Origin of the sequence: Burkholderia puraquae, from assembly GCF_002099195.1 — a bacterium.
Classification (GTDB): domain Bacteria; phylum Pseudomonadota; class Gammaproteobacteria; order Burkholderiales; family Burkholderiaceae; genus Burkholderia; species Burkholderia puraquae.
This window is the reverse complement of the sequence record NZ_NBYX01000001.1, coordinates 60827-85534: the sequence shown is the minus strand read 5'-3', so window position 1 is coordinate 85534 and position 24708 is coordinate 60827. Positions and strand designations below refer to the sequence as shown.

The window sequence follows — 24708 nt, the reverse complement described above, 5'->3', positions numbered from 1 at the left end:
ACAGTACCGCGCGATGACGGCTATCTTCGCGTCGCCTTCGGCCTTGCGCCGCCGCGACGCGAAACGGCACGCGCGCCTTGCACGGCAGGACAACCATGACTTTCGATTTCGCACTCCGTCTTTTCACCGCGTTCGCCTGCGGCGTCGCGATCGGCCTCGAGCGCCAGATGCGCCAGCGCACGGCCGGCCTGCGCACGATCACGCTCGTCGCGAGCGGCGCATGCCTGTTCGTCACGCTCGGCGTGCTGACCGGCAACGGCGTCGCGGGCGTCACGCAGATCGCCGCGTACGTCGTGTCGGGCGTCGGCTTTCTCGGCGGCGGCGTGATCATGCGCGACAAGGGCTCGATCCAGGGCATCAACACAGCCGCGACGCTGTGGTGCTCGGCCGCCGTCGGCGTGCTGTCCGGCTCCGGCCATTACGTGCCCGCGCTCGCCGGCACGGGCGTCGTGCTGCTGACCAATACGGTGCTGCGCGGCGTCAGCCAGGCGATCAACGCGACGCCGGTATCGAACGCCGATCTCGTGCGCGAATACCAGATCACCGTGATCTGCCTGACCGCCGACGAGGTGCACATCCGCACGCTGCTGTCGAACTCGATGTATGCGAAGCCGCTGTCGTTCCAGAGCCTCACGAGCGAGGACGTGCCCGACCAGCCGGATCGGCTGAAGGTGACCGCGACGCTGAAGCTGCATCCGAAGGATCAGCAGAAGCTCGAGCAGATCGCGAGCCGGGTGAGCATGGAGAAGAGCATTTCCAGCGTGAGCTGGACCGCAAAGGAAGCGGAGCCGCTGATGGAGTGAGCGGCGTGGCGGCAGCCGCGTTCGCGCTGCCGCCCGCCCTCGTTCCAGGTCAGGGGGTCTCGATCAGCCCGGCCGAGATGGCCTTGACGACTGCCTGGACCTTGTTCGTCGCACCCAGCTTCTCGAGGATATTGTTGACGTGGAAGTTGACCGTCCGTTCCGAGATGCTGAGGATCTGGCCGATTTCGCACGCGGTCTTGCCCTCGGCCGTCCAGCACAGCACCTCGCGCTCGCGCGCGGTCAGCGTGACGCCCGTCGCCGGAGACAGCTTCGGCACCATGAAGCGGCTCATCAGCGAATGCGACAGGTTCGCGAGCCAGTTCGTCTGCAGCGTCAGCATGTTGATCTCGGCCGGCGTCAGCCGGTCGGCATGGCGTGCGATGCTCAGCAGGCCGAACGCGCCGCGGGCCGCCCAGCTCGACTGCGCGACGCCCACCGACAGCCCGAAATCACGCGCGTCCTGCCACAGCGGGCACGGTTCGATCCGGTCGACGTCCGGCCAGACGATCATGTTGGTGCTGAGCGCGCCGTCGCGAACCGTCGAGTCGATCTCGATGTAGTTCTGCGCCTGGTAGTGCGCCATCCAGCCATCCGGATAGGTATTGAAGATCGCGACCGCCGGCTTCGAAACGGGCAGCGGAACGCGAATGCCGTAACAGCAGTATTCGAATCCCAGCCGTTTGGAATAGGCAGCGACCCGCTGGAAGAGCTGCTGCTCGTCTTCCGCGGCGCTGAATTGTTGGTAGGCATCCTGCCAGCGCAGTTCCATTCATTCTCCGACAACGATACGCTGTCATACTTGTCAGGTTCCAGCACCCGTTCGACGCTGATACATTCCGCGCATGACTTCACCTTTGCTGCACCCGGTCTCCGGCCCGTCCCCGGACGGCTACGTACGCCTGTCAGAAGGCGCACTGGCCGTGCTTGCGCTCGACCATGTCGCAAGCGGCCTCGACGCATCGCTGATTGCAGAATTGCGCGACAGCGCAATCGACGCACGCCTCGCCGGCTATACCGAATGGCATCGCCCGGCCAGTGCCGGCGCCGCTTACGTGACGGTCGGCTGGGACTGGTATCTCGAACGCGCGACGGGCACGTTCGTGATCGCGGGCGGCGACGTCCGCAGCAACGTAATGGCCGTCGACGCCACCGGCGCCGACATCGGCATGTTCCGCACGGCCGCCGCGCTCGCCGCACGGCTGGCGTGCATCGACTGGCCCGCTGCGGTCGCGTCGGCCCTGCTCGGGCACAACGACGCCTATCATGCCGGTCCGACGCTCCAGTGACAACTGGCTGCGCATCTATTCCTCTGACAATTTCCGCGACGCTGGCGCTCTTTATATGCAAAAGCGGCAGGGTTTTCAATCCCGTTGATCAAGAAACCGTTACCACGTCCTGATCGGCATCGTTTCACCGCCACCCTGTAAGAGTTACCAGTTACAGCCTCCTCGTGCTGCGCGATGTAATGCACGCATACAAAAGCACAGATCCGAGGACACCATGCGGACCTTCGTTCACGAGGAAGGGCGGTTACCACACGAACTTGCAGCGGATCTCGGGCGCTATCGGCGCCGCGTGTTCGTCGAACAGCTCGGTTGGGCGCTTCCGTCGGCGAACGAAAGCTTCGAACGCGACCAGTTCGATCGCGACGATACCGTCTACGTGTTCGCGAGAAATGCCGGCGGCGACATGTGCGGATGTGCGCGCCTGCTGCCGACGACGCGCCCGTACCTGCTGAAGTCGCTGTTCGCCGACCTGATCGCCGAAGACATGCCGCTGCCGCAATCGGCCGCCGTCTGGGAACTGTCCCGATTTGCGGCAACCGACGACGAAGGCGGCCCGGGCAACGCCGAATGGGCCGTACGCCCGATGCTCGCGGCCGTCGTCGAATGCGCGGCGCAGCTCGGCGCGCGGCAGTTGATCGGCGTGACGTTCGCGAGCATGGAGCGGCTGTTCCGCCGGATCGGCATACACGCGCACCGCGCAGGCCCGCCGAAGCAGGTGGACGGCCGTCTGGTGGTCGCGTGTTGGATCGACATCGATCCGCAAACGTTTGCCGCACTAGGAATCGAGCCGGGGCAGGCCACCCGGCAAGCCATCGCCGCCTGAGCCGGAACGCGCGTTTCTGTCCGGGCGGCATCGTAACGAAGGAGAATCAACGTGGACCAGTCCCAGGTCTTTCGCGCGATGATGCCCGGGTTGACGGGCGCCAACGGCGCCCGCATCGCGGTCGCCTACCCGTCGTTTCCCCGGCCGCTGCCGCTCGTGCGGCTCGACCGCCGCGGGCTCGTGTTCCGTGCCGCCGGCGCCGCACCGATCGTCTGCGGGCTGCCGCGCGCGGCGACGCTGCTGGTCGCGAACGAGCCGCTCTGCTCGCTGCGCCTCGTGATCCGCGACATCGCCCCGGCTGCCGATGGCCGGCATGACCTGACGATGCAGCCGTCCGGCGCCGCCGGCGACGAATTGCTGTGGCATGCGTTGCGCGATCGCGAGCCCTATCGCCGGATTCAGCAGCCGCTCGCGCCCGTCGACATGTCCATCGCCACCGACGGCGAACCGCGCGCATCGGCCGGCGAAGCCGCGCCGCGTCCGTCGCGCAGCGCGGCCTTCCGGCTGCCGTGCCACAGCGACGCGCTGTTCTTTGCCGACTGGCTCGAATATCACTTCGACGAATTGCGCGCGCTGTCGCAACAGCACGGGCCGCAACTGCAGCTCAACCAGCTCGAGCGGCAGGTTGCCGACGACGAGGTCGGCGTGCGCTTCGTCTACGACATCGACGGGCATACGACGCGGCACGCACTGACCGACTGCGCACGCGAAGCTTGTGCATGGATCGAGACGGAAATGCGCGACAAGTTCGCGTTGCCTGTCGCGCAGGAGCGATTCAGCGCGTTTGCGGCGCACGCGCGGGCTGGCGGCATGTGAATGCGGTGCAGCAGGAAGTTGTATCGATACAACTAGGGCTTGCCATGCCTCGGGTTTTCCCTTAAATTTACGTCTGTCTCCTCCATGTCTCCAAACATGGATTCAGCCCGCTCAATGTAGCGGGCTTTTTCTTGCCTGCTCCAATTGCAGGGGCACATCCCCGTCCGCCACGCCTAACCCGCCGCGCGCACGCCAGCCGGCCGCAGCCAGTAGTGGTGCACCGCAAATATCAGCGCGCACCCCGCGACAATCGCCAGCAACAAATACAGCCAACCCTTTTTGGTCGTCGGCAGGTCGGCTAGCGCCCCCAGGTCGCCTGTCAGGGCCATCATCGCGGCCAATGCCAACCCGGCCAGTACCATCGTCCCCTTTGCCACCCACCCAAAGGCGGCCTCCAGCCCGGACGCCCACCGCGACTGGCGATAAGGTCCCGAAACCGGTCGGCGAAGATCGGGCTTACCCATTCGCGACTTCCCATCCGGGATATGCGCATCCGCCAATCGAGCGGCAGGTTGAGGCCGAAGCAGAACTTCGAAGGTTGCCCGGACAAGCACTCGTTGCAACGGGGTGCGCGCATTTGATCGGAAGCGTCATGTTTTTCGTTCGCGGAACGAGGTTTGAAGGTTCGATTCGTTTGGCCGGAATGAGCCCATATCGTTCGATACGACGCGCTTGCGCCGGGATGCGCCCCGTTCGCCTCGCGCAATCCGGATCGGCCGGCTTATCATTGACCGGCCCGCCACTCGCCCCCCGAGGCCATCTTGCACGCCCATCTGCGCATTGCCCGCCCGGTCAGCAACCTCGCTCGCACCGAGCGCATGTATCGCGACGCCCTCGACTTGTCCGTTCTTGCACGCTTTGAAGATCACGACGGCTTTTCCGGCGTGATGCTCGGACGCGACGGCCTCGACTATCACTTCGAATTCACGCACTGCCCCGATCATCCAATCGCGCCGTCGCCGACACCCGAAGACCTGATTGTGTTCTACCTGCCCGATCGGCCGGAATGGGAAGCCGCCTGCGCGCGCGCCACAGCGCATGGCTTCATGCCCGTGACGTCGTTCAATCCGTACTGGGAAATATCCGGCCAGACCTTCGAGGATGCCGACGGCTACCGGATCGTGCTGCAGAACGGCACCTGGCGCTGACACGCAAATCCGCGTGGCCATTACGCGCCGGCCAGGCCGGCGGCGCGGGCGGCATACACGACGTGCCGACGTAGCGCATGCCCTTCCGGCAACGCAGGATGGTCGAAATCGCGTGCGGGCTGGCGCTGCATGCCGAGCCGCTGCATCACGTGCCGCGATCGCAGGTTGGTGTCGGCCGTCCACGCGAGAATCTCACCGAGCCCGATCCGGTCGAACCCGTCGGCCAGTGCGGTGGCGGCCGCTTCGGCAACGTAGCCATGCCCCCATGCGTGGCGAGCCTGCCGCCACATGATCTCGACACACGGCGCCATCGGATGCGTCGCACGCACTTCGCGCGACAGGCCGCACACGCCGATCAATGTCGCGTCGGCGCGGCGCTCGACCGCCCACGGGCCGAAACCGTATGCATCGAAATGTGCGTCGAAACGCGCGATGACGTCGCTCGCCTCGTCAACAGACATCGGGCCGCGCGCGAGCCACGCGGTCACATCCGGATCCGCGTGCATCGCCGACAGCGCGCCCGCATCCGCCGACCGCCAGCGGCGCAGCGTCAGACGCGCGGTTTCGATCTTCGACGGTATGGACATGGGGGATGCGGATCGTTCAGGCAGCGCAACGCAAGCGCCGTCACTGACCCGAAAGCGGAATGGACGAAGGGGAAATCGGGATCGTCGCGTCTGCCGGCGACGATCCAGGGAACCGATGACGAGAAACGGGTGCCGGCGCGCCCGCGGCGATTACTCGTTTTCCTCGAAGTAATGCCCGAACTTCGTCTGCTTCGTGCGGATATAACGCTCGTTTTCCTCGCGCACGGGCACCGCAAGCGCGACGCGTTCGCAGACGGGAATGCCGTGCTTCGCGAGCGTGTCGAACTTCGCCGGGTTGTTGCTCATCAGCCGCACGGACGTCACGCCGAGGATCCGGAGGATCGCGGCGGCCGAGTCGTATTCGCGGGCGTCGTCAGGCAGGCCGAGGTCGAGGTTCGCCTCGACGGTATCGCGCCCTTGCTCCTGCAGCGCGTACGCGCGGATCTTGTTGCTCAGGCCGATCCCGCGCCCTTCATGGCCGCGCAGATACAGCAGCACACCGCGGTCTTCGGCCGCGATGTAGCGCAACGCGAGATCGAGCTGCTCGCCGCAATCACAGCGGTACGAGCCGAACACGTCACCGGTCAGGCATTCGGAATGCAGCCGCGTCAGCACGGACTGCTCACCGGCAACGTCGCCCATCACGAGCGCGAGATGTTCGGCATCGCTGCCCGAAACGCGGAAAGCATACGACGTGAACGTACCGTAGCGCGTGGGCAGTGACGCGGTAGCAACGAGCGTCACGCACTCGTCGGCCTGGCCATTGCCCGGCGTGGGCGATTGGGGACGCGAAGACATCATGAATTCAATCGAAACGTTCAGGAATGTAGGAGTTGTGTGGATAGTGCGTGACGGGAGTTTACCGCTAATCTGGAATCGTCACGCGACTGCCGCCACCTGCGCGGCTATACTGGGCTCGTCGGGTGACACGCATCACCCTGCCTGCCCAGCATCGACCTGCACACGGAGATAGCGAATGAGCACGACTGTCGCGCAGATTCTCAAGGCCAAGCCGGATTCGGGCCGCACCATCTACACCGTCACGAAAAACGATTTCGTCTACGACGCCATCAAGCTGATGGCTGAAAAGGGTATCGGCGCGCTGCTGGTCGTGGACGGCGACGACATCGCGGGCATCGTCACCGAGCGCGACTACGCGCGCAAGGTCGTCCTGCAGGATCGTTCGTCGAAAGCCACCCGCGTCGAGGAAATCATGACGGCGAAGGTGCGATACGTCGAACCGTCGCAATCCACCGACGAGTGCATGGCACTGATGACCGAGCACCGGATGCGCCACCTGCCCGTCCTCGACGGCGGCAAGCTGGTCGGCCTCATCTCGATCGGCGACCTCGTCAAGAGCGTGATTGCCGATCAGCAGTTCACGATCAGCCAGCTCGAACACTATATCCACGGCACGCCCGCAGTCACGTCCGCCTGACCCGCCCCAGCAAAAAAGGCCCAAACGCGCGAGCGTCTGGGCGGAAAGCCGCCGGAATGCGGCGACGGAGGTTCTGCTCCTGCGGGCGAACGACGCGCGCTACTGGCACGCGTCTCGTCGATTAAGCGGTGCGCTCGGGCAGACCCGGGGACATTCAGTTGCCGAAGTAGACCGAATTCACGGGATTCGGTGCTTCCCGCGTCATGCGACGGCCGGCTTGCCCGGCACCCGTCGCCACGGCACCGTAACCACTCGTATCGGCTTGCGCGAGCATCGGCTGGTTCGGTTGAAGGCGTTGTTCGGCGGCCTGGATGTTGTCCGGATACTGCGAATCGCTCGCCAGCGGCTTGTAGCCATTCTGTTCGAGTTGCACGAGTTCGGCCTTGACCTGGTCGCGGGTCAGCCCCTGCTCGGACTGCGCAAACGATGCGATCGGGGCGGCAAGGACGGATGCGGCGATGGCTGCATAGATGATCGACTTCATGATTTACCTCCGGAATATGTTCTCTTATGGCGTCGCCTCGGCAGGACTGTCTGAAGCGATTGAATCCAGTGTAGTTCTCGTCACTCCAAGGGGAAACCCTTAGTTTGAACATACAGCGTTGCGATTTTGACAAAAATCGCCGGCACTTCCGGGACGATATCGTTGCAACTTACTTCAATCACACAACAATCGCTGACGAAATGCCGACAGTCAAATCACATATCGCGATGGTTGTGTTGTAGAATCGTAAGGTTTTATTCATCAGTCGATCTTCCATCCACCATGTACGCGCTCACGCCCCTTTCGGTTTCGCCGTCCGGCCCGGCCGGCGTGCGCGCGCGCGCCGGTCATCCGGCGCATCCCCTCGCTCGACGCACGGCCCAGGCGCCGCTCGCCCCTGCCCGGCGCCTGATCTGACCGTTCGGTCTCCTCCCGGAGCCTGGTCAGACAGGCTCCGGGCGATCCTCATAGGCACGCCCTGCCTGCCCCTGCCGATCATTTGGAGAACTGCCATGAAACCACGCCTTTACCAGTTGACCGAACTCGACGTTGCTCGCCTCGAGAAACACGCCGAACACAACCCGCGCTTCCAGACGATGCTCGATACGCTGCTCGAGCGCGCCGACATCGTCCAGCCCGATGCCATCAAGGCGAACGTCGTCACGATGAACTCGCAGATCACACTGCTCGACGAAGCGACCCAGGAACAAGCCACCTGGACGATTGTTTATCCGGATGCCGCCAATCTCGAGCTCGGCCGCCTGAACGTCTTCTCGCCCGTCGGCATGGCACTGCTGGGCACCCAGCGCGGCCAGATGGTCAAGGTGATGCAGCCGAGCGGCGCCGAGAAACTGATGAAGGTTGCCGCAATCGTGTTCCAGCCGGAAGCCAACGGCGAATACACGCGCTGAGCCACCGGCCGGCGGCACCGTGCCAACGGCGCACAACGAATAAAGCGAGGCACAGGCCTCGCTTTTTTGCATCCAGACGACGTCAATCGCCGACATCACATTTCGCAGGCAAAAAAAAGGCGCCCGAAGGCGCCTTTTTCGATGCTGCGAAGCGGGTTACCCCGCCGTCACGCTTAGAAGCGGTGACGCAGGCCAACCGTTGCTGCGGTTTGGTTGATCGACGAGCTCGAAGCCGTCGAGTTGTCGCCGTTGTAGATGCCCGTGCCAACGATGTTGTTGCCCTTCGCGCCACGCTGGTACACAGCTTGTGCGTAGACATCGGTGCGCTTCGACAGAGCGTAGTCAGCTTGGACGCCGAACTGGTTCCAGTGCGAGCTGCCACCGCTAACCTTCGCGTTCGTGTACGTGTAAGCTGCGCCCAGGCCGAGAGCCGGCGTCAGGTTGTACTTTGCGTTGACTTCGTAGTTGTCAGCGCGCAGCGTCGGAGCGCCAGCAGCTTGGTTGTCGATACGCGATTGCGTCCATGCAGCGCCGACTTGTGCCGGGCCGAATGCGTAACCAGCAGCAGCACCGTACGTACGGACGCGGCCTTGGTTCGTGATTGCCGTCGACGTTGCGCCGTTGCCGTTCGTACCGTCACCCAGGTTCGCTTGCGAGTACGCAGCTGCCAGCTTCAGGCCTTGGAACTGGTATGCAGCGCCCGCGCTGTATGCACGGTTGTTGCCGAAGTTCTGGTTGTTCGAGAACGAGTACGTGCCGCCGAATTGCAGGCCAGCGTAGTTAGCGCTCGTGTACTTGATCGAGTTGTTCAGCGCGACGTCGCCGTTCGTGCTCAGACGATCGTTGTTGATCGGGTGCGCGAAGTACGTGCCGCCCCACGAGCCCGTTGCCGTCAGCGGCGCCAGGTAGTCTTGCGTTGCGTCGTATTGCTTACCCAGCGTAACCGTGCCGTACTGGCTCGACAGGCCAACGAAAGCCTGGCGGTTGAACATGCCGCCGTTGTTGCCCAGCTTGCCGTTACCGATGTTGAAACCGCTTTCCAACGTGAAGATTGCCTTCAGGCCGCCACCGAGGTCTTCCGAACCACGCAGGCCGAAACGGCTTTGGTCAACGCCCGAGCCCATCGACCACAGCGACTTGCCGCCGACGTTGCTTTGGTAGGTGATGCCTGCGTCCAGCACGCCGTACAGCGTGACGCTGCTTTGCGCGTGAGCGACGGTAGCAAACGATGCTGCAGCTGCTGCAACGATCAGAGTCTTGTTCATTCGTGGAGCTCCCTTCTAAAAAGAGGCAGGTCTCGCGACCTTGTTCATAAACGGTCTGCAACCGCCCGGAAGCGCCATCGATCTTGCTGGCAGCGCCCGGATAGTTGCCCGTTTGGGAACCGTGAGTTTAGGGGTGTACCCTAGGGGAGCGATCCGCAAATAAAGAAATAAGCTTTTCCAGAACTAGAAATAATAGAAATGGGGCCGCGTTATAAGTATTTGTTTTGACGTTTGTTTTTGGCTTCTTGACGGTAGCTTTTTGAAGGCTTTCATCGCACCATTCTTTCATGTCATCGTCTTGACGGTTGCATAGAAACAACAAACGGATCCGGAGCAGCACCCCGAAATCGGCAAATTTTACCTAAATCGGTGTCGGATTTCAGGCTTCGAGCACCCAAAGCGCATCCGTCGGCCAGTAAACAGGAACAGGGCGCGACGTTCGTACAGCGGGCAACGCCCCCGGCCAGCCGAAGCAACGGAAAGGCCGGCCTCGCCCTGCCGGCGGCTCGCCCGCCTGCCGTGACACACGGTAACAGCCTTAACCGCGCGCGTAACCCGGCCGGCGGACTGGCAGGCTAATGTAAGGCGGCCTTGAATAGAGAATAGGACACGCCATGAATCGACGCTCGTTGTTGCGCGCCATCGGACTGACCGCCGCCTTCGTCGGCACCGGCTGGCTCCGTGCCGCCTCGGCCCAGCCCGCGCCGCCCGTGTACCGGCCGTCCGGCCCGAACCGCGCGCCCGGCGGGCCGCCCTATGCGGATCGCCCGGGCTTCGCCCCGCCGGCAGCCCGGCACGACCGCCGTCCGCCGCCGCCACGGCCGCACGGCTATATATGGACGGATGGTTACTGGCGCTGGCAGCGTGGCCGCTACATATGGGTGTCCGGGCGCTGGGTCGCACGGCGCCCCGGGCGTCGGTGGGTACCCGGCTACTGGCGACGCCAGGGACAGGTGTGGATCTACGTCGACGGTACGTGGCGCTAGGCAACCGTCCGGCGCCCCGCCCGATGGCGGGCCCGGAACCGCGCGGCGCGAGCAAACCCGCGCCGTTCGGCTCCGGCAACGTGATGCCTCGCCCCCCCCTGCGCATCCTTCCCCACCCCGATGCAAGGCCGGCACCCAAACCGGCGCCACGGCGTCCGGTCACGCAACCTCGACCATCGACTTGCTCGCCGATCTACGGCGCACCCTCCCGATTCGAACGGATCCTGCCGCACCTGTCGTTCACCATGCCGCGGAATTCCGCGGTTTCGGTCGCCCCGGCGCGTGCCCTTGTAAGCGGAGCACCGCCAACGCATTACCGCATTCCGGACGAATGGAACACATCTCAGCATCGGCGCTCTCGCCCCACCCCGACGAGATCATTCGGATAACGAAATCATGAAATGGCGGTCCTCATGCAGCCATGCCGAGTCTCGTCGCATCGCACTCGACCCGCGGCACAACACCCATCTGCAGGACGGTGCGTGCGCCCCGCTCAACGCCCGCCGCCCTCCAGCTCCCGTGCACGACGTCGCGCGGCGCAGATCGCGCGATGATGTTCGTCGGCCCACCGGATCATCGCCTGCATCGGCGTGAGAAACGAACGCCCGAGGTCGGTCAGCGCATATTCAACGCGCGGCGGCACCTCGGCGAACAGCGTACGACTGACGAAGCCGTCCTGCTCGAGCCGCTTGAGCGTGCGCGACAGCATCTGGTTCGATACATCGCCGATCGCGCGGCCGAGTTCGTTGAAACGCATCGTCCCGCCGGACAGCGCTTCGAGCACGAGCAGGCTCCACTGGTCGCCGATGCGGTCGAGCACATCGCGGATCGGGCAAGGCTGATCGAGTTCGACGGGTTCGTCGGCGGGCGGGAACGGCATGGCTGGATTCTCTTTCACGGGCAACGCACGGTCAGCGCGGTGTGACCAGTTCATACCGCGCTGACTTCTTGTGACGGGTTCGCGGCAACTGTACCATTCGATCGGCCCGACAGCCGCGCGGATTCGCCAGTTCAACGAAGCATGACAACGCCGCGCAGCCTCGCCCTGCCCGCATCTTGACGATACGGGCTACGCAACGAATCCGTCGGATCGGCAAGGGACGTGTACCCGCAGCAACACCCCGTCGCTCGCCGCTCGTCACGGTCGGCGCGATCCGCCGTCGCGTATCGCGCGCCAACCCACGCTTCGCCAGACAAGGAACCCGCTACATGTCATCGCTCCGCTCCCCCGTTCGCGCCGTTGCCGCGCTCGTCCTGCTGGCCGCGTCGACGGCCGCGCTGGCTGCCGGCCCGGCCGCGCGCAACCTGGCCGCCGAGGAAGCCAACCGCCAGCTCGTGCTGACGTTCTACGACCGCTTCTTCAACCAGCACGAAGCCGTCGAGGCCGCCGCCGTCGTCTCGGACGACTACAAGCAGCACAACCCGCACGTGCCGGACGGCAAGAAGCCGTTCGTGTCGTACTTCGTCGGCGCCTTCCAGAAGAACCCGGCATCGCGCGCACGCATCGTGCGCAGCGCAACCGACGGCGACCTCGTCTACCTGCATGTGCATGCGACCGAACGTCCGGGCGACCGCGGCGAAGCCGTCGTCGACATCTTCCGCGTGAAGGACGGCAGGATCGTCGAACACTGGGACGTGATCCAGCCGGTACCCGAAACGTCCGCGAACGCGAACACGATGTTCTGACACGCGGGGCCCATCGATGCGCGCCGCGCGTCGACGGACGATCGGCTGCCCGCCGGGCAAGCGCGAATGCCTCGCGCCGGCGAAGTCCCCTACAATCGAGCTTCGCCGCCGCGCCGGCCTCCGTCCCGCATGACCGCACCGCCGGCCGCCGCGCCGCCCATGCCGTCGCATGCGAAGCACGGCCGGCATGGGCGGCCGTTTGCGAAGACGGTGTCAACGATGAGCCCCGCCCATATTTCCCTCAGCAATGCCGGCGACCTGGTCGCCAGCCTCGGCAGTCCGCAGTTTCCCGCCCGGCTTTGGGCCTGGCTGCGCGAAACCGTCGATCCCCAGTCCCATTACAGCGTCGCGACGCGCTACCGTCGCGATGCGCCGTCGCAGTCGGTCGACAGCGTCGACGTGCTGTTCTTCGCCGGCGGCGACGATCCCGACGGCACACGCCACGCGCTCGATCTGTATACACAGGGCGACTGGCGCACCGACACGCTGCTCCCGCATATCGAGCGCGCCACGGATTCGCAGCTCGTGTTCTCGTGCAACGAGGACATCGACACGGCGACCGAATACGGTCGCCAATTCGCGCTCGGCGAACTCGGCGAAGACTGCACGCTGCTCGGCAGCGAACGCGACTATGTCTATGCGTTCTCGCTGTTCCGCCGGCGCGGCCAGCCGTCCTATACGCTGGCCGAACTGGCGCTGCTGCGGCAGCTCGGCGATTTCGTGCTGCCGCTCCTGATCCAGCATGCGCGGCTCGCACGCCTGACGCCGCGCTCGGACGACGGCGCGCTGCTGCAGCGATTCGAACGGCGCCTGTCGGCCAGCGGCACGGCGCTGTCGCAGCGAGAACGGCTCGTGTGCCGCGCGGTGCTGCAAGGCCAGCCCGTCCCGCAGATCGCCGACACGCTCACGCTCAAGCCGAGCAGCGTGCGCACCTATCTCGGGCGAGCGCTCGCGAAACTCGGCGTGACGAACCGGGCCGGATTGTTCGCGTGGTGCGTGACCGAAGAGGAAGCGCCGGAGGACCGCGGTCACTAGACGACGCCTCCACATCGCTGCAATCCCCTTCCCCCCGCCGCCTTTGTCACGCGTTGTCCTCAAAACGATGACAGACAGCCTGCCGCCCCGCTCCTAGTATCTGACTCACCCGACGACAGGAACGCGTCGGATATCACGGAGACACCGAATGCCGACTACCGGATGGACGCCGGCCCGCACGGCCGCGCGCGCGTCGCTCGCCGATCTGCCGATTCAGACCCGGCGGCAAGATCGGCATGACGCGCCGGCGGCGGCCGGCCTTCACCACGACGCACTGCCGCGCCTGCCGCGCAGCACCGGCACCTAGCCGCCCCACATCCCATTCCAACCCGACCGGGTTCACGCGACCGGACGAGCCGCACGGCCCGCCCGCCGGACACGTGCACCCATCGATCCGCCCCCATCCGGAGGAGACACATGCAACACGCCGATACCGTCTATCTGAACGGCCTGCTTTACACGGGCGACGCGCAGCGCCGCTTCGCGCAGGCGCTCGCCACCAAAGACGGCAAGATCGTCGCCGTCGGCCGCGACGACGATATCCGCCAACTGGCCGGCCCCGCGACGCGCATCGTCGACCTGGCCGGCAGGCTGATGCTGCCGGGCCTCATCGACGGCCACGTGCACCCGCTCGAAGGCCACCAGATCCTCGGTGACTTCGACCTGTCCGGCATCAACGATCCCGACACGATCCTGCAGCGCATCCGCGCCTGCGCCGATGCGACGCCGAACGAGCCGTGGGTCTATCTCGGCGGCGCCAACCTGGCCGCGTTCGGCGCGTATCCGACCCGCGAACTGCTCGACCGGATCGTGCCCGACCGGCCATTGCTCGTGGTCGGCTTCGACGTGCACAGCGGCTGCCTCAACACGAAGGGCCTCGAAGCAGCCGGCATCCACGCCGATACGCCCGACCCGGCCGGCGGCGTTTACGAGCGCGATGGGTCCGGCGCGCCGAATGGCGTCGTGCACGAAGCGGCGTTCTACCGCGTCTGCCCGATCATTCCGCAACTGAGCCCGGCCGGCTACCCGAAGTCGCTCGCGAAAGCCCACGCGATGGCGCACGGTTACGGCATCACCGGCTGGTTCGATGCGCGCGTCGACGAGGCCGAACTCAAGGCATATGCCGACGCGCAACGTGCGGGCCGGCTGAAGGTGTACATGAGCGCGGGCCTCTATGCGAACCCGCGCCGCGATCCGCGCGAGCAGATCGAGCGCTTCGCCGGATGGCGTCGCGAATACGAATGCGACAACCTGCGCCTGCATACGGTGAAGATCTTCGTCGATGGCGTACCCGAATCGAAAACCGCCGCGCTGCTCGAGCCGTACGCCGGCACCGACGACTGCGGCCTCGCGCTGTGGAGCCAGGACGCGCTGAACGAGATCTGCCTGCTCGCCGATACGGCCGGCTTCGATCTGCACTTCCACACCCTCGCCGACCGCGCGGTGCGCATGACGCTCGACGCGCTCGAATATGTCCAGATCCGCAACGGCATGCGCGACCGGCGCGCGCAACTCGCGCACCTGCAACTCGTCGATCCGGCCGACATGAGCCGCTTCAACCGGCTCGGCGCGATCGCCAGCGTGCAGACACTGTGGACGGCCGCGCGCGCGGAGCAGCAGCAGCTCTATCGCGATCTGCTCGGCGCGGAACGCACCGCGCGCAACTATCCGTTCCGCAGCCTGCGCAACGCGGGCGCGATGCTCGCGGCCGGCTCCGACTGGTCGGTCAGCACGATGGACCCGATGCAGATCATCCAGACGGGCGTCACGCACCTGCTGATCGACGCGCCCGACAGCCCGCCGTGGAATCCGCACGAGCGCCTCGACCTGCTCACGATGCTCGAGGCTTATACGGTGAACAGCGCGTATGCGCTGCGCTTCGACGACTGCACGGGTTCGCTCGAAGCGGGCAAGGACGCGAGCTTCGCGATCCTCGACCGCAATCCGTTCGCGCACCCGGCCGAAACGTTCGCGCAAACCCGCGTGATCGAGACGTGCTTCCGCGGCGAAATCGTGTACGCCGCACCGGGCTGGGCCGACTGACGCGCGAGCCCGGCGGCCGTCAGGCGACGCCGAGCGCCAGCACCTGCTCGGTCGTCAGCACGTCGCCGAACGTGTCCGACAGCGCGGCCAGCGTCGCGCGTGCGAGCTACCTACGACAGCGCGGCCGTTCGCGCACCCGGCTGCGTGCGACCGTACGCGACCATCATCGCGAAGCTCAGCAGGAAGCCCGCGCCGCCGATCAACAGCAGGCCGGTCTCGCCGAACACCGGCAGCAGGTTCGTGAGTGCGCCCGTCACGACCCACGCGACGGCCATCACCGAGCCCGCAACGCCGAGCGCCCAGCCTTGCCGGTCCTCACTGACGGCGTCGGAGAACGCCGTATACATCGTCGTATACGCGACCATGTCGAAGCAGCCGACGACCATCGCGAGCACCCATAGCACCGGCTCATGCGGGAACAGCGCGGACAGGACCTGGCCGGCGCCCGCGACGAGCAGGCCCGTCTTCGCGATGTCGACCACGCGCCACACGCGCAGCATCAGCCGCACGACGAACAGCAGGCCGAACACGAAGCAGAGGCCGATCACCCCGCTGAACAGCCCGAGCCGCGCGCTCGTGTAGCCGAATTTCGCCTGCAGCAGCAGCATGATGGTCTGCAGGTAGAGCCCGTAGCCAACCTGCATCAGGAAGAACACCGCCGACAGGAACGCGACGTTGCGCTGGCGCGCGGCCTCTCCGATGATCCGCAGCGGCAGCAGCGGATCGATGCGCGAATCGCCGCGCGGCGCGGCCGAATCGCGATACGACGCCCAGGTCCAGAATGCGCAGATCAGCGACAGCGCGGCGACCAGCACGAACGGCGTACCGTAGTCGAACAGCGGCGAAATCGTGCGGTCCGACGTCACGCCGCCGAGCACGGGGCCGACGATCACGCCTGCGCTGAACGCGAGCGACATGATGCTCATGTTGTACGCCTTGTTCTCCGGCGTGCTCAGGTCGGTGATGGCCGCCTGCGCGATGCCCTGGCAGCCCGCCATCAGCCCGGTGAGCCCGCGGCCGGCCAGCAGCAGCGCGACGCTCGCGTGCCATGCGCCGGCCGCCATCATCGCGTAGCCGGCCGCGAGGCCGAGCACGCACAGCAGCAGGATCCTGCGGCGACCGTAGCGATCGGACAGGTCGCCCATCAGCGACGAGCCGAAGAACATGCACAACGGGTAGATCCCGTAACCGAGACCGAGGTAGAAATTACGTGCGTGCGCGCCGGCATCGGCCGGCAGGATGCCCGCGTGCGGATCACTGAAGATCGCGGACATCATCGGATAGACGAGCCCGAATCCCATCGCGTCGATCGCGATGGCGAGCAGGCAGGGGCCGAGCAGCTTGTAGTCGAGCCGGGACATGGCGACCTTCCGTACAGAGTGGATGATCGCCCAAGCGTAACGACCGGGCCGCGGCCGCGGTAGGCCGCCGCCCGCGATGCTAACCATCGGCTGCGCAGGCACCCTGCATGCCGCCTGCGCCGATGGGCCGCCAGCGCGTGCAGCGGGCGACGGCCACTACTTGGCGCTCAACGGCTCGCCCTGAAACTGCCGGCGCGCGAGCACGCACGGCGCGCCGTCGTGCATGAACACGCTCGCGAGCAGCCCGAACGACGCCGCGAACAGCACGTACCAAGCGGGCGCGACAGGCGATCCGCTCGCGTGCGTCAGCCACGTGACGATGAACGGCGCGAAGCCGCCGAACACCATCACCGCGACGTTGTAGGCAAGCGCGATGCCGGTCGAGCGCGAACGCGTCGCGAACTGCTCGGCGAGCGTGGTCGGCGCGGGCCCGTAGCAGATGCCGATGATCGTGCAGATCACCAGCTGCATCGCGAGCAGGCGCCCGATACCCGGCGCCGCGGCCAGCCACGAGAACAGCGGATACGTGACCGTCAGCAGCGCCAGCGTGCCGGCGATCAGCACGGGCCGCCGGCCGATACGGTCGGACACGAGCGCCGCGACCGGAATCGTCACCGTCAGCAGCGCAACCGCCGCCATCTGCACCTTGAATACCTGGTCGAGCGGCAGTCCGAAGGTCTTGTGCACGAACGTCGGCATGTTCACGAGCATCACGTAGAACACGGCCGTGCCGGTGATCGTCTGCCCCATCGACACCAGCACGCCGCGCAGGTTGTCGCGCAGCACGCCGGACACGCTCGCCGGCGGCTCGACGGTCGACTTGCTCGCGTCGAGGAACGCCTCGGTCTCCTCCATGTGCCGGCGGATCCACAGGCCGACCGGCCCGATCAGCAGCCCGAGCGCGAACGGCACGCGCCAGCCCCAGCTATGCAGCGCCGCCTCCGACAGCGACTGCGTGGCCCACGCGCCCATCGCGGCACCCGAGAACACCGCGAGACACTGGCCGATCAGTTGCCACGATCCGTATAGCCCGCGCCGGTTCTCCGGCGCGCTTTCCACGAGGAACGCGGTCGCGCTCGCGTATTCGCCGCCGGTCGCGAACCCCTGCAGCAACCGTGCGACGACGATCAGGATCGGCGCCGCCGGGCCGATCGCCGCGTACGACGGCGCGAACGTGATCAGCGCGATCGACAGCGTCATCAGGAAAATGATGAGCTGCATCGCGGCCTTGCGGCCCTTGCGGTCCGCATAGAGCCCGAGCAGGATGCCGCCCACCGGGCGCATGAAGAAGCCGACGCCGAAGGTCGCGAGCGACATCAGCAGCGACGCGTACTGGCTCTCGGCCGGAAAGAACAGCCGCGCGATGATGCCGGAGAAGAAGCCGTAAACGATGAAGTCGTACCACTCGAGGGTGTTGCCGACGACAGCGGCAACCACCTGCCGATGCCGCGAGTTCCGACGTGAGTCGCGCATGCCTTTCTCCTGCAGTCTCATGGCGCCGCGCCACATGCGTACCGCGTTCCGTGGCTGGCATGGGTGAACCGGCTGTTCGTATCGCCGGACGGTAGGGCACGGGCCCGCACCATCGGAACCTCGCGGCTCGCGCGCACGACCGGCGTGAAACGATCATAGGGACGCCGAAAACCCGCATCAATTAACGCCCGCGGCAGATGATTAGCCGGAGATTAAATGTTGCCCGCCGGGCTCCATCATGCGAAAACCCCGGAAATTCGCGCATTGTTGCGGCCTGGGTTCTGCGGCAGAATCGTCGGCCGCCCTTCCCGTCGATCGCACCATGCGCAACCGCATCAACGAAGAGATCACGTTCCGCAAGCTCGAGGTGCTGCTCGCCTTCATGGAAGCCGGCAGCCTCGCGAAGGCCGCCGAAGCGCTGGGCGTCAGCACGGTCAGCGTGCACCGCGCGCTGCACACGCTCGAGGAAGGGATGCACTGCGCGCTGTTCCGCCACGAGGGGCGGAACCTGATTCCGACCGACGCCGCGCAGGTGCTCGCCGAAGTCGCGGGCGAAGTGCTCAAGACGATGACGGACGGGATCCGCTCGACGCGCGAGGCGGCCGGCTACGGCGCCGGCCAGTTGAAGATCGGTTCGCTCTACTCGTTGACGATCCGCACCGTACCCGAAGTCGTGATCGCGTTGAAGGAGCGCCGTCCCGAGTTGCAGGCCGAGCTCGTGCTCGGCTCGAACGCCGACCTGCTCGACAAGCTCCGGCAGCGCGCGATCGACGCGACGCTGATGGCGCTGCCCGAACCGGACGCCGAGATCGAATCGATCGCGCTGTTCGAAGACGAGATGTACTTCGCCGCGCCGATCGACTCGCCGTACGCGCAGCACGACGCCATCGATCTCGGTGCGTGCCGCGACGTGCCGTACGTGTCGCTCGGCGAAGGCTTCGCAACGCATCACGGCTTCACGGAAGCGTTCCGCGCGGCCGGCGTCACGCCGAACGTCGTGATGCGGGTGGGCGACATCTTCTCGCTGATCAACCTCGTGTCGGGCGGCGTCGGCTGCTCGCTGCTGCCCGGCCGCGTGCGCGACCTGTTCGCGCACAAGATCGCGCTCGTGCCGCTCGCCGGGCCCACGATCCGCCAGACGATCGGCCTGAGCTTCCTGCACCGGCGGGAGCGCGACCCGAACCTGCTCGCACTGGCGACCGTGTGCCGGCTGACGGTCAAGGGGCCGAACGCGCGGTAACGCGCAGACCGCCCGGCCGGCAGCGCTCCCCCTCTCCGTTCCGCTTCGCGCATCGGCATCGTCGCGCCCAGTCGCCCCCACCCACCCGCCACGCCACGACGAAGCGCGTGCACTCATCCGTTTGGATGGCACGCCGCGCGCGCTTTGTTGCGATCATGGCCGTCATTCATCGCGCGGCACGCACACGTGCGTCCACCACGGAGACGCCATGAACGACCCTGTCCTCGGCCCCATCGACCAGATCGGCTACGTGGTCGCCGATCTCGATCGCAGCATCGCGCGCTGGCGCGAACGCCACGACGTTGGCCCGTGGACCGTGTTCCGCAACGTGCGTCTCGACGGCCGTCATCTCGGCGAACCCGTGACGGTCGCGATGGACGTCGGGCTCGCGTATCGCGGCGATCTGCAGATCGAACTGATTCACGTGACGAACGACACACCGTCGCCGTACCGCGATGCGCATGGGCAGCCGCTCGTCGGGCTGCATCACGTCGCGTGGGTCGTCGACGATCTCGATGCCGCGCTTGTGCGGCTCACGGCCCGCGGCCTGCGTGTCGTGTTCGATGCGCGCAACCCGGCCACCCGCGTCGTATATCTCGACGACGCCGACGATCCCGGCGTGCGCATCGAAGTGATCGAAGGCGCCGGCATGCGCGACATGATCGTGCGCGGCATCGCCGAAGCCCTTGCATGGAACGGCGCCGATCCGGTTCGCCTCATCGACGCGGCAGCCGCCTCCGCGTAAGCGGCCGTGCGCGTCCCCTCTCACTCACAGGAGCAAGCAGCATGAAACGACTCGAAGGCAAGGTGGCGCTGATCACGGGCGGTGCCCGCGGCCAGGGCGAAGCGGAAGCGCGCCGGTTCGTCGCCGAAGGTGCACGCGTGGTGATCGCCGACGTGCTGGACGACGCCGGCCGGCGCGTCGCGGCCGAACTCGGCGACGCCGCACGATTCCAGCATCTCGACGTAACCAGCGAAGCCGGCTGGCAGACTGCCGTCGATACGACGCTCGCGCAGTTCGGCAGGCTCGACATCCTCGTGAACAACGCCGCAATCCTGAAGCTCGTGCCCATCGAAGCGTGTTCGCTCGACGACTATCGCAAGGTGATCGACGTGAACCAGATCGGCTGCTGGCTCGGCATGAAGTCGGCGCTTGACGCGCTGAAGGCGGCGGGCGGCGGCTCGATCGTCAACGTGTCGTCGACGGCCGGGATGGAAGGCGTCGCGGGCGGCAGCGCGTACGTGTCGAGCAAGTTCGCGGTGCGCGGGATGACGAAAGCCGCCGCGCTCGAATTCGGCCGCTACGGCATTCGCGTGAACTCAGTGCATCCGGGCGGCATCGATACCGCGATGGCGCGCCCGCCCGAGTTCGCGGATTTCGATCCATCGTCGATCTACAGCGGCCTGCCGATCGCGCGCATCGGCAAGCCGGACGAAGTGGCCAGTCTCGTGCTGTTCCTTGCATCCGACGAATCCGCGTACTGCACGGGATCGGAATTCATCGTCGACGGCGGGATGCTCGCAGGCAGCTCGTTCCACTGACACGCATCCGGGTCGACGCGCGCTCGCCAACCCGGCGGGCGTTTTCGTTGGCAGGGAGCAGTGCGTGGAATGTACGGCCGCCCCCTTCAGGCAATCACACGCCCGGAAACGACAATGCCGCCGGCGGCTCTCCCGCGCGGCGGCATTGTCATCGACGGAGCGATGCACCACGTGCCGCTCAGTATCCCTTCGGCTGGATCGCCGGTGCGCCGCTGCCGCGCGCCGCCTGCCTGCCGCCGCGCACGAAGCGTCGCCCGTGCGGACCGTACACGCCATCCGGTTCCGGATGCAGCGTCAGCAGCACGAAATACAGCACCCCGCCCACCACCAGCGATACCGGCACGCTCAGGTCGAGCCCGCCCGCCAGGTTGCCGAGCGGCCCGACGAACTGGCCCGGCAAGTTCACGAACGACAGCCCGACGAACGCGGCCGGCAGCCACGCGCCCATCGCGCGCACGTTCCACCCATGCGCGAACCAGTAGTGGCCGCCGCGCAGCCCGCGATTGAACACCTGCAGGTCGTCGGCGAGATAGTAGCCGCGCCGCGTCACGTAGCCGATCACCATGATCGCCATCCACGGGCAGCTGAACGTATCGATCAGCGTCGAGAACGTCGCGACGCTTTCGACGAGATTGAACCAGAAGCGCCCGACGAAGATGAACGCGATTGCGATCGTGCCGATCAGCAGCGTCGCACGCACGCGGTTCAGGAGGCGCGGGAACATGCTCGACACGTCGAGGCCGGTGCCGTACAGCGCGGTCGTGCCGGTCGACATCCCGCCGATGATCGCGATCAGGCACATCGGCAACAGGAACCAGCGCGGCGAGATCGCGAGCAGGCCGCCGACGTAGTCGTTCGACGCGATGAACGCAGGCGCTTTCGTCGCGATGATCGTCGCGGTCGCGAGGCCGAAGAAGAACGGCACGAAGGTCGCGATCTGCGCGGCGAATACGGCACCCATCACGCGATGTTTCGGCGTGTGCTGCGGGATGTAGCGCGCCCAATCGCCGAGCGTCGACGCGAACGATACCGGGTTGCTCAGCGCAACCAGCACCGCGCCGACGAACGCGGCCCAGAAGCCTGCGCTGCCCTGCTGCACCGTGCCGGCGTAGTTCGTGTCGAACAGACCGGCAAACGCGAACAGCCCCGCGACGAACAGCACGCTCGCGGCCCATACGGCGATCTTGTTGACCCACAGCATGAAGCGGAAGCCGTAGATGCAGACGATCAGCACGAGCACCGCGAACACCAGGTACGCCGCGCCGAGCGTGACGCCGTTGACCGGCACGCCGACCATGTTGTGCGCGCCGCCGACGAGCGCATCGCCCGAGCTCCACACCGCGAGCGAGAAGAACGCGATCGACGTGAGCAGCGCGAGGAACGAGCCGACGATCCGGCCGTGAATGCCGAAATGCGCGCCCGACGACACGGGGTCGCTCGTGCCGTTGCGCGGGCCGAACAAACTCATCGGCGCGAGGATGCAGGTGCCGGCCAGCACGCCGAGCACGATCGCGCACACACCCGCCTTGAACGACAGCCCGACCAGCACGGGAAAGCTGCCGAGCACCGAGGTGGAAAATGTATTGCAGCCGCCGAACAGCAACCGGAACAGATCGATCGGCCGCGCATAGCGCGATGCATCGGGAATGCGCTCGAAACCGAACGACTCGACCTGCGTAATCCTGCCTTCACTCATTTGTCTCCCACTCCTCTGGTGCATCTGTACCGCCCGGTGCTGCGGCGATACGACACATCGTCATCGATTCGCGGCCACTCTAAACCGGATCGCGCAGCGCAAATATCACGCATTCGAGACGTTTACGACGAAGGGGAACGATGTTTCCCGGCAGGCCAGCGGCCGGCGCCCGCGCCATCCGTGCGGCGCGGGCGATGCGACGTCAGCGCGCGTCCTCCTCCTCCGGCGCGCGACATGCGATCAGGCCCCGCTGAACGGCCTGCCGCGCCTCGATGCCGGCGAGCCAGCGCTCGACGTGCGGGTAGCCGGCAAGATCGATATCGAGTTCGGCCGCCGCGCGCAGCCACGGGAACGCGGCGATGTCGGCGATCGAGTACCGCGCCGACGCGAGATACGCCGATTCTGCCAATCGGCCGTTCACGACCCCATAGAGACGCCGCACCTCGTTCCGGTAGCGCTCGATCGCCTCCGCGTTGACCGTCTTCGATGCATGCAGGAACCACCAGAGCTGGCCGAGCATCGGCCCGATCCCGCCGATCTGGAAGTGCAGCCATTGCTGCACCGCCGTGCGCTCGGCCAGCGTGTCGGGCTGCAGAAAACCCGTCTTCGCGGCGAGATAGCCGAGGATCGCGCCGGATTCGAACACGGTCAGCCCGGTGTCGTGATCGACGATGGCCGGGATCTTGCCGTTCGGGTTGATCGCGAGGAACGCCGGGCTGCGCTGCTCGCCGGCGGACAGGTTCACGTGCACGCGGTCGTGCGCGAGCCCGGCCTCTTCCAGGTAAATGGCGATCTTGTGCCCGTTCGGCGTGTCGGCCGTATAGAACGTGAGGGGATGCGTCGAGATCATGTCGGTCCTTGTCTTCCGGTTATAGTTGCAACTACAATCGTTGCAATTGCAATCCTATGCCGGAACCGATGGTCCCGGCGACATGCCAGTACTCGAAGGAGGGACATGCAGACTGCGCGATCCGGTCCGCCCGTGCGGACGCCCGACACCCGCCGCGCCGCGGCGGCCTGCCTCGAAAGGCTGCTGACGCAGCAGCTCGCGCCGCGTGGCCGTGCGGTGTCGCCGCTCGGCGCGATGCACGCGGCCGCCGATTGCCTCGAACGCGATGCGGCAACATCGGAGCGCGTATGGATCGTGCGTGCCGATGCGCAGGCGCCGTCTGCAGACGCGGGGGCGCCTCGCCGCATCAGTGCGTGGCCGCTGCGGTTTCTCGATGCGCGCAAGCGGTTCGAAAAACCGCTGCTGTACCTGCTGCATGCGCGCGCGACCGACCGGCTGCGGCTGGCGTCGATCGAAACCGTCGATCGCGGGATCTTCGTGAACGATGCCGAAACGGTCGCGTCGTCCTGGCCGAAAGGCGTGACACCCGACGTTCCGCACTGGCTGGCCGCGAATCCCGCGTGCACGCCGTACGATCCGGCTTCGGGGCATGAGGCGATCGCGATCCTGCGCCACGCGCTGCGCACGCTTTATGTCGCCGGCCAGCCGGGGTTCTGTTACCTCGCGAGCCACGACGATCCCGTGCCCGATGCGAAGCCGCTGTCGGCGACGGCGGCCCGCGATGCATTCAGCGGCATGGTGCGGGCCGGCCGGCGCGCGGCGGCCGGTGCGGCCGCGCAGATCCGGCTGTGCGGCGCGGGCAGCACGCTCGCGCAGGTGATGGAAGCGGCCGATCTGCTGCACGACGAATGGCGCGTCGACTCGACGATCTGGAGCTGCCCGAGCTACACGCAGCTCGCCCGCGACGGCCATGCGGCCGACCGGTGGAACCTGCTGCACCCGCATGCCGAACCGCGCATCGCGCATGTGCGCCGATGCATCGGCGACAGCCGCACACCGGTGCTCGCGGTGACGGGCTACGCAGCGCACGTCGCCGCGCAGATCGGCGCGTTCGTACCAGCCCGCTTTGCGGCGCTCGGCGCGGATCTGGCCGGCCCGGGCTCTGACACGCGCGCGCCGAATGCACGCTGGATCGCTGCGGTCGCGCTCCGCCTGCTGGCCGACGACGGCCGCGTGCCGGCCGACTGGGCCGCGCAGGCGATGCGCCGCCATGCGAGCGGCTGACGCGCGGGCCG

General features: G+C 66.4%; 27 protein-coding genes and 1 pseudogene. 16 read left to right on the top strand and 12 right to left on the bottom strand.

The window, feature by feature from the left end; genetic code table 11:
* The first annotated feature begins 95 nt into the window (after window positions 1-95).
* Window positions 96-803 (top strand): MgtC/SapB family protein, encoded by a 708-nt coding sequence (locus B7G54_RS00375; RefSeq protein WP_085037241.1) that lies wholly within the window; start codon window positions 96-98, stop codon window positions 801-803.
* 49 nt (window positions 804-852) lie between these two features.
* Here B7G54_RS00375 and B7G54_RS00370 read toward each other — a convergent pair whose 3' ends face one another.
* Entirely contained in the window at window positions 853-1572 is a 720-nt protein-coding gene (locus B7G54_RS00370; RefSeq protein WP_085037240.1) for an autoinducer binding domain-containing protein, read from the bottom strand.
* Window positions 1573-1645: 73 nt separating this feature from the next.
* On the opposite strand from B7G54_RS00370, the gene B7G54_RS00365 reads away from it, so the two are divergent.
* The 3 genes from B7G54_RS00365 (at window position 1646) to B7G54_RS00355 (ending at window position 3728) form a co-directional block, all read left to right on the top strand.
* Window positions 1646-2089, top strand: coding sequence for a DUF4902 domain-containing protein (locus B7G54_RS00365; protein WP_085037239.1), 444 nt, complete (start codon window positions 1646-1648; stop codon window positions 2087-2089).
* A gap of 214 nt (window positions 2090-2303) precedes the next feature.
* Window positions 2304-2912, top strand: a complete 609-nt coding sequence (locus B7G54_RS00360; RefSeq protein ID WP_049035377.1) for an acyl-homoserine-lactone synthase — start codon at window positions 2304-2306, stop codon at window positions 2910-2912.
* 51 nt (window positions 2913-2963) lie between these two features.
* The gene (locus B7G54_RS00355; RefSeq protein ID WP_165765525.1) at window positions 2964-3728 is read left to right on the top strand and encodes a hypothetical protein; all 765 of its coding nucleotides are present in this window, start codon (window positions 2964-2966) and stop codon (window positions 3726-3728) included.
* Window positions 3729-3901: 173 nt separating this feature from the next.
* Here the strand turns inward: B7G54_RS00355 and B7G54_RS00350 are convergent, their stop codons facing one another.
* Complete coding sequence (locus B7G54_RS00350; RefSeq protein ID WP_085037237.1) at window positions 3902-4192, bottom strand: hypothetical protein; 291 nt, start codon at window positions 4190-4192, stop codon at window positions 3902-3904.
* Window positions 4193-4489: 297 nt separating this feature from the next.
* Here B7G54_RS00350 and B7G54_RS00345 point away from each other — a divergent pair, with 297 nt between their 5' ends.
* A complete protein-coding gene (locus tag B7G54_RS00345) occupies window positions 4490-4876 on the top strand; it encodes a VOC family protein (RefSeq protein ID WP_021162343.1) in 387 nt (128 codons plus the stop codon).
* A gap of 20 nt (window positions 4877-4896) precedes the next feature.
* Here B7G54_RS00345 and B7G54_RS00340 read toward each other — a convergent pair whose 3' ends face one another.
* Both B7G54_RS00340 and ribA read right to left on the bottom strand, forming a co-directional pair.
* On the bottom strand, window positions 4897-5463 hold the full coding sequence (locus B7G54_RS00340) for a GNAT family N-acetyltransferase (protein ID WP_085037236.1): 567 nt from the start codon (window positions 5461-5463) through the stop codon (window positions 4897-4899).
* A gap of 150 nt (window positions 5464-5613) precedes the next feature.
* Complete coding sequence (gene ribA, locus B7G54_RS00335) at window positions 5614-6264, bottom strand: GTP cyclohydrolase II (RefSeq protein WP_069260282.1); 651 nt, start codon at window positions 6262-6264, stop codon at window positions 5614-5616.
* Window positions 6265-6439: 175 nt separating this feature from the next.
* On the opposite strand from ribA, the gene B7G54_RS00330 reads away from it, so the two are divergent.
* Window positions 6440-6901 carry a CBS domain-containing protein gene (locus tag B7G54_RS00330; RefSeq protein ID WP_085037235.1) on the top strand — a complete coding sequence of 154 codons (462 nt, stop codon included), beginning with the start codon at window positions 6440-6442 and terminating at the stop codon, window positions 6899-6901.
* Window positions 6902-7055: 154 nt separating this feature from the next.
* Here B7G54_RS00330 and B7G54_RS00325 read toward each other — a convergent pair whose 3' ends face one another.
* On the bottom strand, window positions 7056-7385 hold the full coding sequence (locus B7G54_RS00325) for a DUF4148 domain-containing protein (protein WP_085037234.1): 330 nt from the start codon (window positions 7383-7385) through the stop codon (window positions 7056-7058).
* Window positions 7386-7897: 512 nt separating this feature from the next.
* On the opposite strand from B7G54_RS00325, the gene B7G54_RS00320 reads away from it, so the two are divergent.
* Window positions 7898-8296: a GreA/GreB family elongation factor gene (locus B7G54_RS00320; RefSeq protein WP_085037233.1), complete on the top strand. Its 399-nt coding sequence runs from the start codon at window positions 7898-7900 to the stop codon at window positions 8294-8296.
* A 173-nt stretch (window positions 8297-8469) separates the two neighbouring features.
* Here the strand turns inward: B7G54_RS00320 and B7G54_RS00315 are convergent, their stop codons facing one another.
* Entirely contained in the window at window positions 8470-9561 is a 1092-nt protein-coding gene (locus B7G54_RS00315; protein WP_085037232.1) for a porin, read from the bottom strand.
* Window positions 9562-10175: 614 nt separating this feature from the next.
* Between B7G54_RS00315 and B7G54_RS00305 the strand changes: the two genes are divergently transcribed.
* Window positions 10176-10547: a YXWGXW repeat-containing protein gene (locus tag B7G54_RS00305; protein ID WP_085037230.1), complete on the top strand. Its 372-nt coding sequence runs from the start codon at window positions 10176-10178 to the stop codon at window positions 10545-10547.
* A 493-nt stretch (window positions 10548-11040) separates the two neighbouring features.
* Here the strand turns inward: B7G54_RS00305 and B7G54_RS00300 are convergent, their stop codons facing one another.
* Complete coding sequence (locus B7G54_RS00300) at window positions 11041-11427, bottom strand: winged helix-turn-helix transcriptional regulator (RefSeq protein ID WP_085037229.1); 387 nt, start codon at window positions 11425-11427, stop codon at window positions 11041-11043.
* A 329-nt stretch (window positions 11428-11756) separates the two neighbouring features.
* Between B7G54_RS00300 and B7G54_RS00295 the strand changes: the two genes are divergently transcribed.
* The 4 genes from B7G54_RS00295 (at window position 11757) to B7G54_RS00285 (ending at window position 15311) form a co-directional block, all read left to right on the top strand.
* Complete coding sequence (locus B7G54_RS00295; RefSeq protein ID WP_085037228.1) at window positions 11757-12233, top strand: nuclear transport factor 2 family protein; 477 nt, start codon at window positions 11757-11759, stop codon at window positions 12231-12233.
* A 219-nt stretch (window positions 12234-12452) separates the two neighbouring features.
* Entirely contained in the window at window positions 12453-13268 is an 816-nt protein-coding gene (locus tag B7G54_RS00290; RefSeq protein WP_244289228.1) for a helix-turn-helix transcriptional regulator, read from the top strand.
* 148 nt (window positions 13269-13416) lie between these two features.
* Entirely contained in the window at window positions 13417-13575 is a 159-nt protein-coding gene (locus B7G54_RS38895) for a hypothetical protein (protein WP_165765524.1), read from the top strand.
* Window positions 13576-13685: 110 nt separating this feature from the next.
* Window positions 13686-15311 (top strand): amidohydrolase, encoded by a 1626-nt coding sequence (locus B7G54_RS00285; protein WP_085037227.1) that lies wholly within the window; start codon window positions 13686-13688, stop codon window positions 15309-15311.
* A 19-nt stretch (window positions 15312-15330) separates the two neighbouring features.
* On the opposite strand, the pseudogene B7G54_RS39470 reads toward B7G54_RS00285, so the two are convergent.
* From B7G54_RS39470 to B7G54_RS00275, 3 genes and pseudogenes are all read right to left on the bottom strand, one after another.
* Window positions 15331-15417: pseudogene (locus tag B7G54_RS39470) on the bottom strand (cysteine hydrolase); the annotation flags it as partial.
* A 4-nt stretch (window positions 15418-15421) separates the two neighbouring features.
* Window positions 15422-16672 (bottom strand): MFS transporter, encoded by a 1251-nt coding sequence (locus tag B7G54_RS00280; RefSeq protein ID WP_085037226.1) that lies wholly within the window; start codon window positions 16670-16672, stop codon window positions 15422-15424.
* 156 nt (window positions 16673-16828) lie between these two features.
* Window positions 16829-18145, bottom strand: a complete 1317-nt coding sequence (locus B7G54_RS00275; protein WP_085037913.1) for an MFS transporter — start codon at window positions 18143-18145, stop codon at window positions 16829-16831.
* Window positions 18146-18467: 322 nt separating this feature from the next.
* On the opposite strand from B7G54_RS00275, the gene B7G54_RS00270 reads away from it, so the two are divergent.
* The 3 genes from B7G54_RS00270 to B7G54_RS00260 all read left to right on the top strand — a co-directional run bounded on the left by B7G54_RS00270 (window position 18468) and on the right by B7G54_RS00260 (window position 20927).
* A complete protein-coding gene (locus B7G54_RS00270) occupies window positions 18468-19385 on the top strand; it encodes a LysR family transcriptional regulator (RefSeq protein WP_085037225.1) in 918 nt (305 codons plus the stop codon).
* A gap of 208 nt (window positions 19386-19593) precedes the next feature.
* Window positions 19594-20130 (top strand): VOC family protein, encoded by a 537-nt coding sequence (locus tag B7G54_RS00265; protein WP_085037224.1) that lies wholly within the window; start codon window positions 19594-19596, stop codon window positions 20128-20130.
* A 41-nt stretch (window positions 20131-20171) separates the two neighbouring features.
* A complete protein-coding gene (locus B7G54_RS00260) occupies window positions 20172-20927 on the top strand; it encodes a glucose 1-dehydrogenase (RefSeq protein WP_085037223.1) in 756 nt (251 codons plus the stop codon).
* Between the two features lie 178 nt (window positions 20928-21105).
* On the opposite strand, the gene B7G54_RS00255 is transcribed toward B7G54_RS00260, so the two are convergent.
* Together B7G54_RS00255 and B7G54_RS00250 are read right to left on the bottom strand one after the other, a co-directional pair.
* Entirely contained in the window at window positions 21106-22623 is a 1518-nt protein-coding gene (locus B7G54_RS00255; protein ID WP_244289227.1) for a purine-cytosine permease family protein, read from the bottom strand.
* 202 nt (window positions 22624-22825) lie between these two features.
* Window positions 22826-23473, bottom strand: a complete 648-nt coding sequence (locus tag B7G54_RS00250) for a glutathione S-transferase family protein (protein WP_085037221.1) — start codon at window positions 23471-23473, stop codon at window positions 22826-22828.
* A 105-nt stretch (window positions 23474-23578) separates the two neighbouring features.
* Here B7G54_RS00250 and B7G54_RS00245 point away from each other — a divergent pair, with 105 nt between their 5' ends.
* Window positions 23579-24697, top strand: coding sequence for a transketolase-like TK C-terminal-containing protein (locus tag B7G54_RS00245; RefSeq protein ID WP_085037220.1), 1119 nt, complete (start codon window positions 23579-23581; stop codon window positions 24695-24697).
* Window positions 24698-24708 lie beyond the last annotated feature (11 nt).

Excerpts from the sequence above, each read along its gene's own strand:
- B7G54_RS00375 (WP_085037241.1), top strand. The coding sequence starts at position 96 with ATGACTTTCGATTTCGCACTCCGTCTTTTCACCGCGTTCGCCTGCGGC.
- B7G54_RS00370 (WP_085037240.1), bottom strand. The coding sequence starts at position 1,572 with ATGGAACTGCGCTGGCAGGATGCCTACCAACAATTCAGCGCCGCGGAA.
- B7G54_RS00365 (WP_085037239.1), top strand. The coding sequence starts at position 1,646 with ATGACTTCACCTTTGCTGCACCCGGTCTCCGGCCCGTCCCCGGACGGC.
- B7G54_RS00360 (WP_049035377.1), top strand. The coding sequence starts at position 2,304 with ATGCGGACCTTCGTTCACGAGGAAGGGCGGTTACCACACGAACTTGCA.
- B7G54_RS00350 (WP_085037237.1), bottom strand. The coding sequence starts at position 4,192 with ATGGGTAAGCCCGATCTTCGCCGACCGGTTTCGGGACCTTATCGCCAG.
- B7G54_RS00340 (WP_085037236.1), bottom strand. The coding sequence starts at position 5,463 with ATGTCCATACCGTCGAAGATCGAAACCGCGCGTCTGACGCTGCGCCGC.
- ribA (WP_069260282.1), bottom strand. The coding sequence starts at position 6,264 with ATGATGTCTTCGCGTCCCCAATCGCCCACGCCGGGCAATGGCCAGGCC.
- B7G54_RS00330 (WP_085037235.1), top strand. The coding sequence starts at position 6,440 with ATGAGCACGACTGTCGCGCAGATTCTCAAGGCCAAGCCGGATTCGGGC.
- B7G54_RS00325 (WP_085037234.1), bottom strand. The coding sequence starts at position 7,385 with ATGAAGTCGATCATCTATGCAGCCATCGCCGCATCCGTCCTTGCCGCC.
- B7G54_RS00320 (WP_085037233.1), top strand. The coding sequence starts at position 7,898 with ATGAAACCACGCCTTTACCAGTTGACCGAACTCGACGTTGCTCGCCTC.
- B7G54_RS00315 (WP_085037232.1), bottom strand. The coding sequence starts at position 9,561 with ATGAACAAGACTCTGATCGTTGCAGCAGCTGCAGCATCGTTTGCTACC.
- B7G54_RS00305 (WP_085037230.1), top strand. The coding sequence starts at position 10,176 with ATGAATCGACGCTCGTTGTTGCGCGCCATCGGACTGACCGCCGCCTTC.
- B7G54_RS00300 (WP_085037229.1), bottom strand. The coding sequence starts at position 11,427 with ATGCCGTTCCCGCCCGCCGACGAACCCGTCGAACTCGATCAGCCTTGC.
- B7G54_RS00295 (WP_085037228.1), top strand. The coding sequence starts at position 11,757 with ATGTCATCGCTCCGCTCCCCCGTTCGCGCCGTTGCCGCGCTCGTCCTG.
- B7G54_RS00290 (WP_244289228.1), top strand. The coding sequence starts at position 12,453 with ATGAGCCCCGCCCATATTTCCCTCAGCAATGCCGGCGACCTGGTCGCC.
- B7G54_RS38895 (WP_165765524.1), top strand. The coding sequence starts at position 13,417 with ATGCCGACTACCGGATGGACGCCGGCCCGCACGGCCGCGCGCGCGTCG.
- B7G54_RS00285 (WP_085037227.1), top strand. The coding sequence starts at position 13,686 with ATGCAACACGCCGATACCGTCTATCTGAACGGCCTGCTTTACACGGGC.
- B7G54_RS00280 (WP_085037226.1), bottom strand. The coding sequence starts at position 16,672 with ATGTCCCGGCTCGACTACAAGCTGCTCGGCCCCTGCCTGCTCGCCATC.
- B7G54_RS00275 (WP_085037913.1), bottom strand. The coding sequence starts at position 18,145 with ATGCGCGACTCACGTCGGAACTCGCGGCATCGGCAGGTGGTTGCCGCT.
- B7G54_RS00270 (WP_085037225.1), top strand. The coding sequence starts at position 18,468 with ATGCGCAACCGCATCAACGAAGAGATCACGTTCCGCAAGCTCGAGGTG.
- B7G54_RS00265 (WP_085037224.1), top strand. The coding sequence starts at position 19,594 with ATGAACGACCCTGTCCTCGGCCCCATCGACCAGATCGGCTACGTGGTC.
- B7G54_RS00260 (WP_085037223.1), top strand. The coding sequence starts at position 20,172 with ATGAAACGACTCGAAGGCAAGGTGGCGCTGATCACGGGCGGTGCCCGC.
- B7G54_RS00255 (WP_244289227.1), bottom strand. The coding sequence starts at position 22,623 with ATGAGTGAAGGCAGGATTACGCAGGTCGAGTCGTTCGGTTTCGAGCGC.
- B7G54_RS00250 (WP_085037221.1), bottom strand. The coding sequence starts at position 23,473 with ATGATCTCGACGCATCCCCTCACGTTCTATACGGCCGACACGCCGAAC.
- B7G54_RS00245 (WP_085037220.1), top strand. The coding sequence starts at position 23,579 with ATGCAGACTGCGCGATCCGGTCCGCCCGTGCGGACGCCCGACACCCGC.